The following is a 16,455-nucleotide window of genomic DNA, read 5'->3' on the forward strand; positions in this document are numbered from 1 at the left end:
CAGCGCCTTAAGGTGCTACCGGAAAAACCATCTCTCATCAAAGCTGAATGCCGGAGAAAGACATAAAGCCGAGTGACATCAGGCCCACAGTGATAAAGGTGATACCCAGGCCCTGCAAGCCTGCAGGCACATCGCTGTACTTCAGCTTTTCACGAATACCTGCCAGTGCGGTAATCGCCAGCGCCCAGCCAACACCAGAACCAAAACCATAAATGACGGATTCACCGAAATTATAGTTACGTTCCACCATGAACAGAACGCCACCGAGAATTGCACAGTTAACCGTGATCAACGGCAGGAAGACGCCAAGAGCGTTATAGAGCGCTGGCACGTACTTATCCAGAAACATTTCCAGAATCTGTACCAGGGCGGCAATAACACCGATGTAGCTCAGCAGGCCCAGGAAGGACAGATCAATGTTTTCAGCACCACTGATTCCCGTCCAAGATAGCGCACCTTCTGCCAACAAAAAGCCGAAGACAAGGTTATTAACCGGAACAGAAATCGTCAGTACAACGATGACCGCTATGCCCAGACCAAAAGCTGATGACACCTTTTTGGAAACGGCCAGGAAGGTACACATGCCCAGGAAGAATGCCAGCGCAAGATTCTCGACAAATACCGAGGCAACGAAAAGGCTCAAATAATGTTCCATGTTACACGGCCTCCTTCGGCTGGGTATTTTCTTTCATCTTGAACTCATTGGATTCCACCTGCTCCGGGTTAACTGCGCGCAGCACCCATATCAACAGCCCAATAATAAAGAAGGCTGACGGCGGCAGCAGCATCATGCCGTTAGGCACGTACCAGCCACCGTTCTGGACAGTCTCCAGAATAGTGATACCAAATACGCTGCCTGACCCCAAGAGTTCACGGAAGAAACCAACGACCATAAGAACAAAGCCATAGCCAATGCCGTTACCGATACCATCGAGGAAGGACATGCCCGGTGTATTGGACATGGCAAAACCTTCTGCACGGCCCATCACGATACAGTTGGTGATGATAAGGCCAACGAATACCGACAGCTGCTTAGACATTTCATAAGCATAGGCTTTCAGAATCTGATCTACCACGATAACCAGCGATGCAATAATCGTCATCTGAACGATGATGCGAATAGAGGAAGGAATGTGGTTACGGATCAGTGAAACAAACAAGTTAGAAAAAGCAGTTACGAAGATAACAGCAAGTGTCATTACCAACGAAACGCTCATGCTTGTGGTGACGGCCAGCGCAGAACAGATCCCCAGAATTTGCAGCGCAATGGGATTGTTCTTGAAAATAGGTGCCGTCAGGACACTTTTAGGCGTAGCGTCTGCCATGTTTTAGGCTCCTTCCGATTCGAGTTCGACATCGGCTTGTTGAGCTTCTTCCTGGGTGATTCCACTGCGGAATTTCGCCAGGTACTCACCAAAGCCTTCAGGGCTCATCCAGAACTGCAGCATGTCAGTTACGCCATTACTGGTCAGGGTTGCGCCTGACAGAGCATCAACTTCGTACTCGGAGCTCGCGCCACCCTTGGTCAGGTGGATTTCCGGCGAAAGATCACCCTCTTCCTCATAGATCTTCTTGCCTTCCCACTGCGCTTGCCAACGGGGGTTATTGACTTCAGCCCCCAGGCCAGGTGTTTCACTGTGGTCGTAATAGGTGATACTGACGATGGTGTTGCCATCACCTTCTACTGACAAAAAGCCCATCATGCTGCCCCACAGGCCCTGCCCACGAATGGGCAGGACAATCTGATCGGGGTCGTCGACATCGCCGACAAGGTAGATGGTAGCGAAGTTTTCAACTCGCGACAGACCAGCAATATCCTGATCACCTGAAAGTGTACGGCCTGTTGCAGGATCACGTGCTGCTTCAAACTGGTTGAAGGTATCCGGATCAAACTGATCGGTGTATTCACCCGAGCGCAGGTCAACCACGCGAGCAGTAATCTTGTCGCGGAAAGTCTCTTCAATATCCATGCCTGACTCGTAGAGCTTGGCAACGTTGAGAATATTGGATTTACGATCAAGTTCCTGATTCGTCTGCTGCATTGGACGCAGTGCGACGGCTGCTGTCGATACAATGATCGAACACACGACACACAGGGCAAATGCAACAGTTAAAATCTTTTTGATCGAATTATTACCTTGAGCCATCAGGCAATCTCCTCGGCCGGTGCACCCACGCGCTTCTGGCGACGCTTGATGTTAGCCTGGACAAAGAAGTGGTCGATCAGCGGTGCAAACAGGTTAGCAAACAGAATCGCCAACATGATGCCTTCCGGGAAGGCCGGGTTAACAACGCGGATCAAAACGGTCATCACACCAATCAGCGCACCGAATACCAGACGCCCCTGATTGGTCATGGAAGAAGATACTGGATCTGTCGCCATGAACACCATACCGAAGGCAAAACCACCAATCACCAAATGCCAGTACCAAGGCATGGCAAACATGGGATTGGATTCTGAGCCGATCAGGTTGAACAGGGTACTGGTGATCACCATGCCAAGGAAGACACCCAGCATGATTCTCCAGGACGCGATACGCGTCCAGAGCAGAACTGCTGCGCCGATAAAGATAGCCAGCGTTGACACTTCACCCACTGAGCCGGGAACGAAGCCCAGGAAGGCATCCCACCAGCTGAAGGTGGAAGTAAGAGCAGACATACCGTCTTGGAAAGCCATCGATAGTGCGGTAGCACCGGTATAACCATCTGCCGCGACCCAGACAGCATCACCTGAAATCTGTGCTGGGTAGGCAAAATACAGGAAAGCACGACCGGTCAAAGCGGGGTTGAGGAAGTTCTTTCCTGTACCCCCGAAGATTTCCTTACCGATGACAATACCAAAGGTAATACCCAGCGCCACCTGCCAAAGCGGGATAGTAGCAGGCAAAATCAGCGCAAACAGAACTGAAGTTACGAAGAAGCCTTCGTTGACTTCATGGCCACGCTTAATGGCAAACAGTACTTCCCAGAAACCACCCACCACGAAGGTGACTAGGTAGATCGGCAGGAAGTAAGTAGCGCCCAACACAAAGTTGGCCCACAGGCTGCTCGGATCATGCCCGCCTGCTAGGGTCATCATGATAGCTTCGCGCCAGCCCGCCATGGAGGCATAGCCCGCGTCAATCGCAGTATTGGCCTGCCAACCAGCGTTCCACATACCAAAGAACATGGCAGGGAAGGTACACATCCATACCGTGATCATGATGCGCTTAAGGTCTATACCGTCACGCACGTGGGCAGTGGTCTTAGCCACGCTGGGTGGCGAATAGAAAATCGTATCGACCGCTTCATAAAGGGGGTAGAACTTTTCGAACTTACCGCCTTTGTGGAAGTTGGGTTCGAGGTTGTCGAGTGTTTGTCTAATACCCATCATCAGGCCTCTTTCTCGATCATGGTGAGATTATCACGCAGGATGGGGCCATACTCATATTTGCCTGGGCAAACATAGGTACATAATGCCAAATCCTCTTCATCTAGCTCCAGACACCCCAGTTGCATGGCAACTTCAATGTCACCCACGATCAGTGAACGCAACAGCTGAGTTGGCATGACGTCTAACGGCATGATCTTCTCATAAGCTCCGACCGGCACCATGGCTCTTTCCGAACCATTGGTGGATGTCGTCGGCGCATAGTTGCTGAGCCCCTTGATTTTAGAAATATAGATTCCTAATACCGAGTGCTTGTTAACACCTGGCGATAGCCAGCCCATGAAAGCACGTTTATTTCCTTCTTCCAACAGACTGATCTGCTGATGGAAGCGCCCCAGGAAGTTCACGTTACCCTCTGCCGTCGCACCAGAGAAAACAGAACCAGAAATCACACGAGTATCGTCCGGTTGGATCACTTCGCCCTGCAAGAGTTCCTCAGTGCTGGCGCCAATACGAGTACGCACAAGACGCGGTTTCTCGGCGCGTGGCCCCCAATGGCAATAATACGCTGTGTATCAACCTTGCCTTCAGTGAACAGCTTGCCAAAGGCAATCACATCCTGGTAGCCGATATGCCAGACTTTTTTGTGCAGTGCAACTGGTGACAGATGGTGGATATGTGTTCCCACCAAGCCAGCAGGATGCGGGCCCGAGAAGGTCTGCGCCTGAACACCGTTGATGTTGCCGCCAGGAATACTGCTGTCCGAGCCAGTGCATAGGTAAACCTTACCTTCGGTCAGCCGTGCCAACACTTTCAGGCCATCCTCAAACGCCTGGGGCTGCTCATTGATGATCAAAGCAGGCTCAGGACTCAAAGGATGGGTATCAATGGCAGTGACAAAGATATCAGCAGGCGCACTATCGACTTCCGGTGTACGGGAAAACGGGCGCGTACGTAACGCCGTCCACATCCCCGATTCAACCAGTTGGTCAACAACGCTCTGTCGTTCAAGGCTTTCAAGGTTTGCGCGATCATGAGAAGCAAATGACACCGCCTCTTCAGCCTCATCGGCCTTGATCACTACAGACAGTAAACGACGCTTTTCGCCACGGTTAATGGCAACGACTTCACCCGCTGCAGGTGCTGTAAAGCGCACACCCGCAATTTTCTTATCGGTGAAGAGCAATTGGCCCAGTTTGACCTTATCCCCTTCCTTGACTTCCATAGTCGGTTTCATACCGACATAGTCAGTGCCCAGGATTGCCACGTGACGCACGGGCTTGGCATCTTCAATGCGTTGCTCGGGCGCTCCCGTGATGGGGAGATCCAGGCCTTTCTTGACTTCGATCATAGTCTCGCCCAGTTGATGGATCGGATAAACGAAGATAAGGGGTTCGAATGGATTCGAATTCTTATTAGTTTCTCAGATTGTTACCAGTCCGGCTTGGAGCTTGAAACAAGCCCAAACCACCCCAAAAATCTACCTCATTATAAAGATAACCGCGTCCAATGACCACATCCCTGACGCTCACCAAAAGTGCTATAGACTAAAATTGTCATAGACGAAACGGGCATAGCTTTTCTGGATTAATCCCCAGAAACAGCAACGCCACCCGTAGGTGGCGTTGTAATGACCTGATCATGCCGTGAAATCAGGCATGTGGCAGCTTTAGAAAGGTGACGTTGGACATTTGCTGTAGGATACGCACGACCTGACAGCTGTAGCCAAACTCATTGTCATACCAGACGTAGACGACAGCATGATTATCGTTGGCAATCGTCGCCTTGGCATCAACAATGCCGGCATGACGATTACCGACGAAATCAGATGACACCACCTCAGGCGAATCAACAAAATCAATCTGCTTCTGGTAGGAAGAATTGATGGAAACATCGCGCAGATAGTCATTTAATGCTTCTGCGTCGGTACCCTTCTCCAGGGTGAGGTTGAGAATCGCCATTGAAACATTAGGCGTCGGCACGCGAATAGCGTTACCCGTCAACTTGCCTTCAAGCTCAGGCAGCGCCTTGGCCACGGCTTTCGCCGCACCGGTTTCAGTCAATACCATGTTTAGTGCTGCGCTGCGGCCACGGCGGTCACCTTTATGGTAGTTGTCGATAAGGTTCTGGTCGTTGGTATAAGCATGCACGGTTTCCACATGACCGGTGACCACGCCGTACTGGTCGTTCAATGCCTTGAGAACGGGCACGATAGCATTAGTGGTGCAGGACGCAGCAGAGAGAATCTTGTCGTCTTCCGTAACAGCATCATGATTGATGCCATAAACAATATTCTTGATTGAGCCTTTGCCCGGCGCCGTCAACAGTGCCTTTGAAACGCCTTTGCATGTCAGATGCTGGCCAAGGCCGGCCTCATCACGCCAGATCCCGGTATTGTCGACGACCACGGCATTGTCGATAGCGTAATGGGTGTAATCAATCTCGTCTGGCGAGTCGGCGTAGATAACCTGGACGACATTCCCGTTCACTGTCAGCGTACGCGCTTCCACATCAATGCTGATCGTACCCTCAAACGGGCCATGGACGGAATCACGACGCAGCAGGCTGGCGCGCTTTTCAAGATCCTTGGCGACGTCACCGCGACCGCGTACGACGATAGCACGCAAACGCAGTAGGTTACCGCCACCGGCTTTCTCGACCAGGATGCGCGCCAGCAGGCGGCCGATCCGGCCAAAGCCATACAGAACAACATCTTTAGGTTCGCCAATGCTGGCACCAGGCTGATAACCATCGACAATTTCATGCAGCTCTTTGCGCAGGAAGGCCTCAACGTCGCCACCACCCTGCTTTTTCAACATCACACCCAGCTTGCCAATATCGACATGAGCAGGCCCAAGATTAAGGTCGCACATGGCTTTGACAATCGGAAAGGTGTCCTGAACGGACAGCTCAGTGCCTTCAATCTTGCGCACAAAGCGATGGTCTTTCAGGATGCGAATGACAGAGCGCTTGATCAGCGAACGCCCGAACATGGTAGCGACAACGTTATTCTGGCGATAGAGACGGCCGACGAGGGGGATCATCTGCTCGGCGAGCGCTTCATTGCTTTGCCATTCCTGGAATATGTTATCGAGCGTTTGCTGACTCACGGGCAACCTCTTCATAGTGAAATAGTAGGGTACTGACGTTACTATTATCCCGACCTGGAATAAGGGCTGCAATCACTGGATAGTCGCACTACGTGTAAGGAGATTACACAAACGCGTTTTTGACTACAAAAACGCTTGAGCTCAAGCCGCCAGTCGCCATGGTCGTGTATCATCGGGGTTTTCATTTTTTGTGCAGCCGATATTTCCATTATGCCGACTTTCTCTCTGCTGGAACCGCCTGCGCCTAAAGGGGCGCGTGAAACGCTTTACTGGGAAAACCCACCAGGCAGCGCGGTCGCACTGGGGCTTGCCCGCCTAGCGAGCAAGGCGCCCTTGCTGGTGATTACACCCAGCACGGCGGATACGCAAACCCTGGAACAAGCGCTGAGTTTTTACACCGAAACACCGGTGCTGCCCTTTCCTGATTGGGAAACGCTGCCTTATGACAGCTTTTCTCCCCACCAGGATATTGTCTCCGCACGTCTGCGCACCTTGCGCCAGCTGCAGGACGGTCTACACGGCATCGTGCTGGTACCCATCAACACCCTGATGCAGCGCCTGCCACCGGTAGAATATATCGCCGGGCGTGTGATGTCGCTCAAAGCGGGTGACAGGCTGGATCGCGAAGCTTTCCGTGAGGCGCTTTCCCGAGCAGGTTACCGCGCCGTGGAAACCGTCTATGAGCCAGGCGAGTACGCCCTGCGTGGCGCCTTGATTGATCTCTACCCCATGGGCGTCGATGCCCCCATCCGTATTGACCTGTTTGACGATGAGATCGAAACCCTGCGCCTGTTTGATCCAGGTTCCCAGCGCACGACTGAAAAGATCAATGCTATTGAGCTTCTGCCTGCCCACGAATATTCGTTCAGCCGCAGTGCCATTGCCTGCTTTCGTGAAAACTTTGAAACGCTTTTCGACGTTGATCCGCGTCAATGCCCTTTGTATAACGACGCTCTAAAAGCCATTCCATCCCCTGGGCTTGAACAATACCTGCCGCTATTTTTTGAACAGACGGCGTCCCTGTTTGAACACCTGAGCGACGCCACTCAAGTTGCCCTGCTGCCAGGTATTCACAAAGCCGCCGAGCAGCACTGGGCATCCATCGAAGCGCGTTACGCTAACCTCGGCGTCGACCCGACGCGCCCCTTGCTGCCGCCCCACCGTGCCTTTATTGCCAGTAACGATATTTTTGCCGCTATCAACCAGCGCCCACGGGTTGAGTTAACCAAGGATCAGGACAATCGGCATGCCCAGGTACCGCAAGCCCGTACCCTGCCAGAGGTTACCATCAATGCCCGCAGCAAGACGCCACTGGCAGCGCTTGAGCACTTCCTGACCACGCATACTCACACACGCGTCCTCTTTGTTGTTGAATCCCGTGGCCGCCGGGAAGCGCTTGAAGACCTTCTCGCCCCGCTGGCACTCAAGCTACCTTATGTCAGCCGCTTTGCTGACTTTCTTGATAGCCAGTTGCCTTATGCGATCAGCGAGGGGCTGGTGGCACAGGGTTTGTGGCTTGAAAGCCCTGACCTGGCCGTCATCACCGAATCAGAGCTTTTTGGTGAGGTGGTACGCCAGAGCCGTCGGCGTGAAAAAGTAACCGATGACAATGAGTTTGCCGTCCGCCATCTTTCCGAACTAAAAGAAGGCGCGCCAGTTGTCCATCAGGCCCATGGCGTTGGGCGCTACCTGGGGCTTGAAACCCTTGAAGCAGGCGGCCAGGCCAGTGAGTTCCTTGCCCTGGAGTATGCCAATGGCGCCAAGCTTTATGTACCAGTTGACAGCCTGCACCTGATTTCACGCTACAGCGGCAGCGCGGATGAACTGGCGCCGCTGCATAAACTTGGCTCGGATCAGTGGGAAAAGGCGCGCAAGAAAGCCGCAGAAAAAATCCGCGACACCGCCGCCGAGCTGCTGGATATCTACGCCCGCCGCGAAGCCCAGGAAGGCGTGGTTTATGCCGCGCCGGACGATGAATATCAACGTTTTGCGGCCAGTTTCCCCTTTGAGGAAACACCGGACCAGCAAGCCGCCATTGAAGCGGTCATCAACGACATGACCTCCCCTCAGCCCATGGATAGAGTCGTCTGTGGGGACGTAGGGTTTGGTAAGACAGAAGTCGCCATGCGCGCCGCTTTCCTGGCAGCCCAGTCCAATCGCCAGGTAGTGGTGCTGGTGCCCACTACTCTGCTGGCTCGCCAGCACTACGAAAACTTCCGTGACCGTTTTGCCGATACGGCGGTGAACATCAGCCTGGTATCCCGCTTCACCCAGGGCAAGACCATGAACGACACCCTGGAGCGTATCCGCAATGGCCAGACCGATATCGTGATTGGCACCCACAAACTGCTCTCCAAGAGCGTGGAGCTGCCCAGGATGGGCTTGCTGATTATCGATGAAGAGCACCGTTTTGGCGTAGCCCAGAAAGAAAAGCTCAAAACCCTGCGCGCCGAGGTCGATATTCTGACCCTGACCGCCACACCTATTCCACGTACCCTGAATATGGCCATGAGCGGCATTCGTGACCTCTCGATCATTGCCACACCTCCCGCCCGGCGCTTATCCGTCAAGACCTTCGTTCAGCGCCATGAAGATGGCACGATAAAAGAAGCGCTGCTTCGCGAAATCCTCCGCGGGGGACAAGTCTACTTTCTGCATAACGAAGTCAAGACGATTGAAAACGCCGCAGAAAAGATTCGCGAGCTGGTGCCTGACGCCCGAGTTGCCGTGGCTCACGGTCAGCTTCCCGAACGCAGCCTTGAACGCGTCATGTCAGACTTTTACCACCGCCGCTTCAATGTACTGGTCTGCTCCACCATCATTGAAACCGGCATTGATGTGCCTAATGCCAACACCATTATCATTGAACGCGCTGACAAGTTCGGACTTGCTCAGCTGCATCAGCTGCGTGGCCGAGTAGGCCGCAGCCATCATCAGGCTTACGCCTACCTGATGACACCGCCCCCAAGGCCATGACCCGGGACGCTATAAAACGCCTGGAAGCGATCAGCGCTTCCGATGACCTCGGCGCAGGCTTTACTCTCGCCAGCCACGATATGGAAATTCGCGGCGCTGGCGAGCTGCTGGGTGACGAGCAGAGCGGGCAGATGGAGACGATTGGCTACACGCTGTATATGGAAATGCTCGACCGCGCTGTCAAGGCCATCCGTTCAGGCAAGACACCCAACATTAACGCCCCGTTCAATACCGGCGTGGAAATCAGCCTGAACCTTCCGGCCCTGATACCCGCCGACTATATCAACGACGTCCAGCAGCGGCTAGTGATGTATAAACGCATCGCCAATACCCAGAACCGCGAACAGCTCAAGGAATTGCAGGTCGAACTGATAGATCGTTTCGGGTTACTGCCTGCACCCTTGAAAAACCTGATCCGCCAGACCCAGTTACGTCAGCGAGCGGATCAACTGGGTATCAAGCGGCTGGAAGCCGGAGAAACACGCGGCAAAATCACCTTCGAAAGCGAGACACCGGTTGATCCCATGACGCTGGTTAACCTGATCCAGCGCTCACCCCAGCAGTTTCGCCTTGAAGGCTCAGACACCTTGCGCTTTGAACTGCCAATGGAATCCGTCGACGCCCGCTTTAAACAGCTGGAGGCACTGCTTGATCAACTGAATCAAAAAGTAGTCGCCGCTTGACGTCTGGGGCAAACTGTCCTGAAACACAATATCGCTTGGCCTGCAATGTATTGGCCATTCACCCCTGAACGCATCAGTACCGATTGCACAGACGCAATCAAACACCTAGAGGGAAAATGCATGACCACTCACCCACTCCTTCGGTCAGCCAGGCTGTTTCACTGCAGCCTGCCTGCCATGGTGCTGGTGGCCACTGCGCTGGTCACCGCTCCAAGCCTTGCTCAAACGGCCAAGGAGGCAACGCCATCTCCTGGCATCTCTGAGCAGGTCTCAGAAGCAGAGAGTGCTCGCCCCAATGAGCTGCCTCGCGGCCAGTTCGTCATGCCTGAAGAAGGCGACCTCATTGGTCAGCACTACACTATTACGGTTGATGATCACGCCGATACGCTGATCGATATCGCACGTCGCCATAATATCGGTTATGAAGAAATCCGTATGGCGAACCCGGATGTCAGCCTTTGGGTGCCTGGAGAAGGCACCGAAGTAGTTATTCCCGCCCAATACATTCTGCCGCCTGTACCTCGCGAAGGTGTTGTGATCAACCTGTCGGAGCTGCGCCTTTATTATTACTCGGCCGATAACCCGGAAATTGTCGAAACCTACCCTGTCAGTGTAGGCCGTGATGAGTTTGCAACACCGGTGGGCGTTACCCGCACCACCATCAAGGTAGAAAACCCTGCCTGGGCACCGCCTGCCTCCATGCGCCGGGAAGCCGCTGAGCGCGGTGACCCACCGCCCGAAATCGTCCCACCGGGGCCACAGAACCCCCTGGGGGAACATGCCATTCTATTGGACATGCCCAGCTACCTGATACATGGCACCAACCGCCCTGACGGCGTGGGCATGCGGGTCAGCCGCGGCTGCATTCGCATGTATCCGGAAGATATCAAGTCGCTATATGAGCGCTTGCCAAGCGGTACCAAGGTGAACCTGGTCGATATCCCGTTCAAAGCCGGCTGGGCTAAGGATGGCACCCTCTTCGTGCAATCCTTCCCACAGCTTGAAGAAAACATGGGTAACTTCGAGCCCTTGCTTAATGCGCTTGAGCGTGTCGCGGAAAAAGCCTCCGATGACATTAGTGTCGATTATGCTCAGGTCAAGAAAGTGATAGAGCAGCCCAACGGGCAGATGATCGCCGTACATGGCCCGCAAATGCCTGCTGCACCGGAACCTGAGCAATGGGATAACGACCTGCTTGATGAGATCGAACTCGGTGATACTTCCGAACAAGCACCAGATGCCTGAAAGACAAACCTGATGTTTGAAGACAAAAAACCCTGCCGAGGCAGGGTTTTTTGTTCACACTGACTGATAGTAGCCTGTTAGCTAGAAATAGCTTAATAGACCTGAAACACCCAACGATGTTTCATTACAGCCAAATGATGCTAGCAATTGGTTAGACCCGCCTGAAAGCAAGCTCTCAGGCGGGTTATCAACCTGTCTTACTTCTGCATGGAGCGCTGGAACATGCGGTTCATTTCTTCACGGTTCTGCTCAGACATCTGCATGGCCGCACGCGCGTCGCGCTGCGCCTGGTTAGCAGTGTTCATTGCCTGAGAAGCCATGCTGCGTGCTTCTGCAGCGTCTGCCTGAGCAGATTCAGCCGTCATGCGCACTTCTTCCAGAGCGCTGGTAGAAGCACAACCTGCCAGAACGGCCAGAGAAGCGGCAGCGACAGACAGCTTGAGAGTAGTCTTCAGAGTCATATAGTTCTCCTTGAGTCTTCCTTGGTACTACGTTAAAGGCAAGATAACGCTGCAGCAGCTGCTAATGGACGTTACCTACCTGCGATGCAGGTTCATTTCAGCGACTTATACCTTTCGGCAAAATCGACAGAAGCTGTTGTATTATAGTCCACAACATTTGTCTATAGCCGCGTTTTTAAAAACTAGATTTTATCTTAACAGATTCAGCCTAGCGGATTACAACCCGAGTGCCAATCCCGATTAATTGGCTAAAACGCTCAATCTGGGCGTTTGTTAATGCAACACAACCTTGCGTCCAGTGAAATTGCTGGTGAATTTCAGGGTCTGCCCCACCCAGGCCATGAACGCCTATGGCACCGCCTAGCACGGTGTCCTGTGGCGGAGAGCCATACCGACGGTAGTAATCGAAATAGTCATCGTAGTCCTGCTGAGAGTATACGCCCGTCTTTAAGGCCATTCGCGCATGCGCCGGTGTCGGATAATCAATACCCACAAAGATATGCCACTGGCTTTCGTAATTAAACCGGTTGATACGAAACTCCCCCTTAGGGGTTACATTACTTCCTCTGAGACGTTGGGTTTTTGCCCCAGAGCGTCCCAGCGATACCGGCGCATAATGCTCAAGCCGACTGTTTCCCCGATAAACGCTCAGAGTGGCTTCCTGATCATCAATCAACACCCAGACTTCATCGGTAAAACGCGGCACGTGGGCGCGGGAAATGAGCGTTTCAATCAGATCCGGCTCCTCTCCAGCGGGTACATATGCCATGGAAACGGAGGCGGGCAAACACAGCGCATAAGCAAGAAACTGACGACGATTGACGGGCATTATGATGTCTCAAAACACTGACTTTAACGCTTGCATGCTTAAAGGTCAGAAAATTCCTCAAGGTGAGTGACAATCTGGCGCGCTTCACTTTCATGGCCTTCGGCCAAAGAACCAAAGAACGCCTGTTCTGGCTCAATCACCGATTTTTCTGCACGGTACTCGTACATTGCTTTCAAAGTGTTGTTTGCGCTCAAGGCCGTTTTCATGGCTGCATCGATATCATCATGGGCTACGGCCTGCTCAGCCATCTGGACAAGCACAGGGGGCTGCGGAAAATCAGTGGGGTCATCGAACCAGGTTTCCAGCACATCAGTATGGTCAGAACCATCATCAAACACGCTTTCTAGACCTTTACCCATACGTTTTTCACGCCCGGCAAGATAATCCAACACCATACTGGCGCGCTCTGAATCAGACTTGCGTGCTGCCTCTTCAAACTGTTGAGCCATACGTTGATGGAAGTCAGCTGCCCAAACAACCAGATCTTTTACCTGGTTATAACGCATATTTGTCTCCTCGCCCGCTCGTGATCAATGGTTAATAACTTCTACACAGATAGCAAGTTAACAAGGTTTGCTCGATGAAGGCATACTCTTTTAGTGAATAATCAGTGGATAGCCATCACGCTTGAGCACTCGCCCTGCTACGGCTACCATTCCTGACTGGTTTCGCGCAGCTGTGCAACTTCAGTTTTGGCCGACTGAATGCATTGTAACAGCTGATCGGCAAACTCGGTTTCACTTCCAAGCGCTATCATGCCGGGATTGGCGACCGATCGACGGCCAGCCCCCTGATCGCTATGCAAGCGTTCAAGCTGGAAGATCAGCCAGCCCAGCCATGAATCGGCGTCAGCGGCAACGTCTCTAAGCCGTTGCAGCTCAGCCACATCAGGGCCATCGGCTGCCAGCAGTAACTGCCAGCGGTGAGTGTCCAGGCGGGCATGCTCAGTCAGCTCCTTGAGCATTGATTCAAGTGCCAGCTCAAGAAGCGCCAGAGCGCTCTCCTCCATGGCCATCTTACGTGCCGCTGCATGCTCATCATCGCCTGCAGGCGTATCTGCCATTAGCTGGGCATGATAGAAGAGCTGATTGGTACGCGATTTCGGGGTCATTTACGCTTGTCCTCAACCTGCCATTGACCGTTAGCGAAGGTTGCTTTCCACCCTGTGGCCTTACCGTCTTCATCCGTCATCACATATTGCTCCTTGTTCTTACGTGAGAAGCGAATCTGGGCGGGGCGTCCATCCGGGTCTTCGGTCGGCGCCTTGAGAATAAAGTGATATTTCTCAGGCAGCTCATCCGCGTGCGCTTTCAACTCTTTAACCAGAGGCGGACGGGTTTCACGGTTTTTCGGAAACTTGCTGGCTGCCAGAAACAGGCCGCTGGCACCATCGCGCAGCACGTAATGATCCTCGACTTTCTGGCAAGCCAGTTCCGGCATTGCAATCGGATCCATTTTCGGTGGCGCCACCTCACCACTTTTTAGCAACTTACGGGTATTTTTACATTCGCTGTTGGTACAGCCAAAATATTTGCCAAACCGGCCTGACTTGAGCTGCATTTCACTGCCACACTTATCACATTCGATAATCGGCCCGTCATAACCCTTGATCTTGAACTTGCCTGCTTCCACTTCGTAGCCATCGCAATCAGGGCTGTTACCGCAGATGTGCAGCTTGCGGGTTTCATCAATCAGGTAATTGTCCATGGCCGTGCCGCACTTGGGGCAGCGGCGCTTGGCGCGCAGTGCATCAGCTTCGGCTTCCTCCCCGGCATCGGCGGCCACCGCTTCTTCACCAGGAATCAGGTCAATGGTGGTCTTACAGCGTTCCTTTGGCGGCAGGTTATAACCACTGCAGCCCAAAAAGACCCCGGTTGATGCGGTGCGAATCTGCATCTTACGCCCACAGCTTGGGCAGTCGATATCCGTCGGCACTGGCTGATTGGGGCGCATACCGTCTTCACTTTCGGCTTTTGCCAGTTCATCACGAAATTCGTGATAGAAGGCATCCAGTAAGGCCCGCCAGTTGCGCTCACCTTCGGCTACTTCATCCAGGCTGTCTTCCATTCGTGCGGTGAATGAAAAATCCATCAGATCCGGGAAAGATTCTTTCAACCGCTCGGTAACAATATCGCCAAGTTTCTCGGCATAAAAGCGCCGATTTTCAAGCTTTACATAACCACGATCCTGAATCGTTGAAATAATCGACGCATAGGTGGACGGCCGGCCAATGCCCTGTTTTTCGAGTTCTTTCACCAGTGCCGCTTCCGAATATCGCGCCGTTGGTTTGGTGAAGTGCTGCTGCGGGTCGAGTTTTTCCAGCTGCATCGGGGTGCCTTCCGGCAGATCTGGCAGCTGCTGATCTTCGTTTTTACCCCCGGCTTCATCACCCGAGTATAACCATCGAACTTGAGTACCCGCCCTTTGGCGCGTAGTTCATAGCCGTCAACCTGCACGTTCAGGGTGGTGGAAAGGTACTCGGCAGGCGTCATCTGACAGGCCAGGAATTGCCGCCAGATCAGTTCATACAGGCGCTCGGCGTCTCTTTCCATGCTGGCAAGCTCTGTCGCTTTGCGCTCTACGCTGGAAGGACGGATAGCCTCGTGGGCTTCCTGAGCACTTTCCTTGCTGGAATAGCGAATAGGCTTTTCTGGAAGATATTGTGCGCCGAAGGCATCACCAATATAGGTACGGGCACTTTCAACGGCATCCTTGGAAAGATTGGTCGAATCGGTACGCATATAGGTGATATAGCCCGCCTCATAGAGACGCTGAGCCATGGTCATGGTCTTTTTGACCGAGAATCCCAGACGGCTGCTGGCCGCTTGTTGCAGCGTTGAGGTAATGAAGGGAGCACTGGGCTTTGAACGGGTCGGTTTGTCTTCCCGCGAGGTGATTGCCAACTGTGCGTGGCGCAAGGCGGCAATCTGCTCCATGGTTTCCGCTTCGCTGGCAGGCCGAAAGGCTTTACCGTTGTAACGCGCAAGCTCAAAACGTATCAGCTCACCTTCTGGCGAAACCAGATCCGCGTGCACGTCCCAGAACTCTTCCGGAACAAAAGCACGAATCTCGCGCTCGCGCTCAACAATCAGACGAACGGCCACCGACTGCACTCGCCCCGCCGATAAGCCGCGGGCAATCTTGGCCCACAGCAGCGGCGACAGCATAAAACCCACTACGCGATCAAGAAAACGCCGAGCTTGCTGCGCCTCTACCCTGGGGATATTAAGTGCGCCAGGGGCCTTGAACGCATCCTGGATGGCATTCTTGGTAATCTCGTTAAACACCACACGTTTATAACGCTCGTTATCACCACCGATGGTTTCACGCAGGTGCCAGGCGATCGCCTCCCCTTCACGATCCAAATCCGTGGCCAGATAAACCGCATCGGCTTTCTCTGCCATTTTTTCAGCTCTGCAACCACTTTTTCCTTGCCGGGCAAGATTTCATAATGGGCCTGCCAGCCATTATCAGGGTCTATGCCCATCCGCCGAATCAGCTGGTCGTGGGCTTTATGCTTTTTATAAACGGCCTTTTCTTCCGGCGACATTTTGCGTGTTAGCGCCGCCTGACGGGCACGCTCCTTTGGGTCGGAGGCCGTCTTTCCCGAGCCGCTGGTCGGCAGGTCACGGATATGACCCACGCTCGACTTCACGATGAAATCGTTGCCGAGATACTTATTGATCGTCTTCGCCTTGGCAGGCGACTCGACGATGACCAGTGACTTGCCCATAGTGCTCCACTTAAATAACGTGCCGGCTGATGTGAGGCGGCAAATGAA

General features: G+C 53.3%; 10 protein-coding genes and 3 pseudogenes. 2 read left to right on the forward strand and 11 right to left on the reverse strand.

The features are described from left to right. Positions 1-37: 37 nt before the first annotated feature. From nqrE to HLB35_RS11345, 6 genes and pseudogenes are all read right to left on the reverse strand, one after another. Positions 38-655, reverse strand: coding sequence for an NADH:ubiquinone reductase (Na(+)-transporting) subunit E (nqrE, locus tag HLB35_RS11320; RefSeq protein WP_171702654.1), 618 nt, complete (start codon positions 653-655; stop codon positions 38-40). Position 656: 1 nt separating this feature from the next. Continuing rightward, on the reverse strand, positions 657-1,325 hold the full coding sequence (locus HLB35_RS11325) for an NADH:ubiquinone reductase (Na(+)-transporting) subunit D (protein ID WP_171702655.1): 669 nt from the start codon (positions 1,323-1,325) through the stop codon (positions 657-659). Positions 1,326-1,328: 3 nt separating this feature from the next. Then, on the reverse strand, positions 1,329-2,147 hold the full coding sequence (locus tag HLB35_RS11330; protein ID WP_171702656.1) for a Na(+)-translocating NADH-quinone reductase subunit C: 819 nt from the start codon (positions 2,145-2,147) through the stop codon (positions 1,329-1,331). Continuing rightward, complete coding sequence (locus HLB35_RS11335) at positions 2,147-3,373, reverse strand: NADH:ubiquinone reductase (Na(+)-transporting) subunit B (RefSeq protein ID WP_171702657.1); 1,227 nt, start codon at positions 3,371-3,373, stop codon at positions 2,147-2,149. Before HLB35_RS11335 ends, HLB35_RS11330 begins: the two co-directional genes overlap by 1 nt. Further along, positions 3,373-4,721, reverse strand: a pseudogene (locus HLB35_RS11340) (Na(+)-translocating NADH-quinone reductase subunit A). Before HLB35_RS11340 ends, HLB35_RS11335 begins: the two are co-directional and overlap by 1 nt. A 301-nt stretch (positions 4,722-5,022) precedes the next feature. Next, positions 5,023-6,480, reverse strand: coding sequence for a glyceraldehyde-3-phosphate dehydrogenase (locus tag HLB35_RS11345; RefSeq protein WP_171702658.1), 1,458 nt, complete (start codon positions 6,478-6,480; stop codon positions 5,023-5,025). A gap of 210 nt (positions 6,481-6,690) precedes the next feature. On the opposite strand from HLB35_RS11345, the pseudogene mfd reads away from it, so the two are divergent. Beyond that, positions 6,691-10,139: pseudogene (gene mfd, locus HLB35_RS11350) on the forward strand (transcription-repair coupling factor). Positions 10,140-10,259: 120 nt separating this feature from the next. Then, positions 10,260-11,384, forward strand: coding sequence for a L,D-transpeptidase family protein (locus HLB35_RS11355; RefSeq protein ID WP_171702659.1), 1,125 nt, complete (start codon positions 10,260-10,262; stop codon positions 11,382-11,384). A gap of 197 nt (positions 11,385-11,581) precedes the next feature. Here HLB35_RS11355 and HLB35_RS11360 read toward each other — a convergent pair whose 3' ends face one another. From HLB35_RS11360 to topA, 5 genes and pseudogenes are all read right to left on the reverse strand, one after another. Further along, positions 11,582-11,845 carry an Lpp/OprI family alanine-zipper lipoprotein gene (locus HLB35_RS11360; protein WP_171702660.1) on the reverse strand — a complete coding sequence of 88 codons (264 nt, stop codon included), beginning with the start codon at positions 11,843-11,845 and terminating at the stop codon, positions 11,582-11,584. A gap of 208 nt (positions 11,846-12,053) precedes the next feature. After that, positions 12,054-12,677 (reverse strand): L,D-transpeptidase family protein, encoded by a 624-nt coding sequence (locus HLB35_RS11365; RefSeq protein ID WP_422822453.1) that lies wholly within the window; start codon positions 12,675-12,677, stop codon positions 12,054-12,056. Between the two features lie 35 nt (positions 12,678-12,712). Continuing rightward, positions 12,713-13,180 (reverse strand): 2-hydroxyacyl-CoA dehydratase, encoded by a 468-nt coding sequence (locus tag HLB35_RS11370; protein ID WP_171702662.1) that lies wholly within the window; start codon positions 13,178-13,180, stop codon positions 12,713-12,715. Positions 13,181-13,323: 143 nt separating this feature from the next. Continuing rightward, positions 13,324-13,785: a DUF6586 family protein gene (locus HLB35_RS11375; protein ID WP_171702663.1), complete on the reverse strand. Its 462-nt coding sequence runs from the start codon at positions 13,783-13,785 to the stop codon at positions 13,324-13,326. Beyond that, a pseudogene (gene topA, locus HLB35_RS11380) lies at positions 13,782-16,407 on the reverse strand (type I DNA topoisomerase). Before topA ends, HLB35_RS11375 begins: the two are co-directional and overlap by 4 nt. Positions 16,408-16,455: the final 48 nt, after the last annotated feature.

The organism is Vreelandella azerica, assembly GCF_013112225.1.
Taxonomy (GTDB): Bacteria; Pseudomonadota; Gammaproteobacteria; order Pseudomonadales; family Halomonadaceae; genus Vreelandella; species Vreelandella azerica.